The sequence below is a fragment of the Priestia sp. P5_B4 genome, assembly GCF_056400385.1.
The window spans coordinates 1-2,495 of the sequence record NZ_JBFULJ010000567.1 but is presented as its reverse complement, the minus strand read 5'-3'; the positions used below and the strand labels follow the sequence as shown (position 1 = coordinate 2,495).

The following is a 2,495-nucleotide window of genomic DNA, read 5'->3' as shown; positions in this document are numbered from 1 at the left end:
CCATTCTTCAGCGTGCTGAGCTAAATCTAATGTATTTCTAAGTGAGTCAGATACAGTTCCTCCTTCAACTACAGGAGAAAGATCCAATACGGAAATCGGAATATCTTTTAATGCTTTACTCATCAATTTCATCTTCTTTCTTTAAAGACTTCATAGGCCTTGTTATTTCAATGGAATACAAGTATTTTAACAATAATCTTTCGAGTTCCAAAATATTTTGCTTCGGTTATTTTCCTTTACGTTATTGTTCTTTATTTACACAAGCTTTTGAGAAACAAAAAGCTTGTACGGTATAAGGCAGAAGCCGCCTCTTTCTATAAAAAGCTGTCATATTTTATAGTAGAAGGGAGGATGAATATGGTTACTTTAAATGAACTAAAAAGCAAGCAGTACGATATGATATACAGTTTAGGCTATAACTGTTTTCCAGGGATATACATGAAAAAATATTCTTTGCGAAAACAAGCCGGCGTGATTGATTGGTGTATTAGCATTTCTCTTTCTCACGTCAATCAGCTGTTGAAAAATCGCTGTAAAGACTTATTTGTATATGAACACTTAACCTATATCAGTTCTTTCGGAGATGGTTCCACGCTTAGACTGCGTGATAAGGTGTATCAAATTGATTCTGCTCATGATTTTCCGTCGTCTATTAATACGGATACTAACTGGCTTTCATATAATGAAGTCAAAGAAAAATATGAACGGAGAACGGAGCGATTTTTAACGTCGATGGAGACCAGTTCTTGTATATTGTTTATTCGCATGGGCGGAACGTATGAAGAAGCGAAAGAATTAGAGCATATTTTAAAGGGAATGGTCAAAAACGATTTCTATATACTGCTGCTGACAAACAGTGAAAAAGAACTCTTGTCCGAAGCTAACTGGGACTTGCCTTGTACATGTGTCTTACATGCACCTATTTTTTCAATGGACGTGCTGCGCGATGATACAGTATGGGAAGAGCTCTTAAGAGGGCTTGTTATAAAATAAAAGAAACTCTTTTTGTTTAATACGGGAATGAAAAAGCTCGTTTTTTTCATAGACTTTGTTATATCTGTGTATCAAAGGAGATGAAAAGGTGGAGTCCAATGTGCGGAAGGCGATAAAAGAAATTGTATGGCTGCTGCTAGAACAAGACCAGCGCTGGAATGAGTATCTAGTACAGCTGGAGGATTTGAAAATACAAGTGGATTTGAATAGTTCCGCATATGAAGTTCTGAGAAAGATGACGGGGAATTACGAAGTGCTGCTTGAACATATGGATCTCATTCAGCAGTTTGAAAATCATTCTAAAAGTGAAACAGCGCTGAATGACTTAGTTACCATCGTTATGAAGCATTACTCATTAAAAAATTCATAAGCCTGCTTTGTGCAGGTTTATGGAGTTTAAGCTCTCAATGGAATTCGGTAGAGATAATCGTTTATAATAAGTACATATGGTGATGAAAGGGTGATCGATATGGAAGAGAAACAAGAAATTGTACCCGTTCGTACAGAGGAAACAGCCAAATATTATTCGGAAGAAAAATTTTGGGACAAGCTTAAAAAGTTTGGCAAAAAAGCGGGAGCAAACGTTGTTTATGCCGTATTGCTTTTATACTACACGCTGCAAAAACCTGATATTCCCCCAAAAGCAAAAGCAGTCATTATAGGAGCGTTAGGTTATTTTATTCTTCCTTTAGATTTAATTCCGGACTTTGCAGCAGGAGTTGGATTTACAGATGATTTAGGAGCTCTGGGGCTTGCATTGATTCAAGTTGCCATGTACATTGATGAAGGTGTTAAACTGAAAGCAAAAGAAAAAATTAAAACGTGGTTTTCAGAAGAACACAATTTTTCCATTATTGATGCTAAAATAAAGTAACGTTATGATCGAAATGTAATTATTAAATAAAGTGAGCAAAAGAAGGTGATAGATGCATCATCTTCTTTTTAACCGTTAATATGTAGGTCTTTGTGCCTATATTAATCCGTTTTATGTAAAAAAAGCAGGAACAAAATATTTTTTTCATTAAAATTTTAATCAATGTAATTGAATAATTGCCCTACAAATGTTAAGTTAAAACATGTTCATAAATTCGTCACAGAAAGCAATATACAAATAAGTAAGATGGTTTGTAAAAACTTTGTGAAATTATGGAATTTTTTAACTGAGAGTTTCAAACTCTTAGAGATTCTTCCTCATCAATCAGAAGTAGCTTTCTTTCATCACAAGATTAAGCATCTTTCATTTGAAGGTGTTTTTTTTCAGCCTAAGTAAGCCAACAACATGATTGTATGACAAGTTTTTGCTAAGGTTGTATAGTTACTGTATTGTATGACAAGTTTTGTGTGATTTGATGTTAAATAAATGAACAGCTTCGAAGTAAATAAATGATTGCAGAAAAACAAAGTCCATGCGTTTTCATGAACCATTATACGTTACTTCATATTTGTAGAGATGTTTAGCAAAAGGGGAGATGAATGGCCTGACGTAAACAATATCCATAGAC

3 protein-coding genes and 1 pseudogene are annotated in these 2,495 nt (G+C 34.5%); 3 read left to right on the top strand and 1 reads right to left on the bottom strand.

Annotated features, from left to right (window positions below; all coding sequences use genetic code 11):
- Window positions 1–123, bottom strand: a pseudogene (locus AC1DRF_RS23035) (LLM class flavin-dependent oxidoreductase); the annotation flags it as partial.
- 234 nt (window positions 124–357) lie between these two features.
- Here AC1DRF_RS23035 and AC1DRF_RS23030 point away from each other — a divergent pair.
- The 3 genes from AC1DRF_RS23030 to AC1DRF_RS23020 all read left to right on the top strand — a co-directional run bounded on the left by AC1DRF_RS23030 (window position 358) and on the right by AC1DRF_RS23020 (window position 1,867).
- Window positions 358–993 (top strand): DUF1796 family putative cysteine peptidase, encoded by a 636-nt coding sequence (locus tag AC1DRF_RS23030; RefSeq protein WP_427076399.1) that lies wholly within the window; start codon window positions 358–360, stop codon window positions 991–993.
- A gap of 88 nt (window positions 994–1,081) precedes the next feature.
- Window positions 1,082–1,363, top strand: a complete 282-nt coding sequence (locus tag AC1DRF_RS23025) for a hypothetical protein (RefSeq protein ID WP_013083437.1) — start codon at window positions 1,082–1,084, stop codon at window positions 1,361–1,363.
- 99 nt (window positions 1,364–1,462) lie between these two features.
- Window positions 1,463–1,867, top strand: coding sequence for a YkvA family protein (locus tag AC1DRF_RS23020; RefSeq protein ID WP_013057340.1), 405 nt, complete (start codon window positions 1,463–1,465; stop codon window positions 1,865–1,867).
- Window positions 1,868–2,495 lie beyond the last annotated feature (628 nt).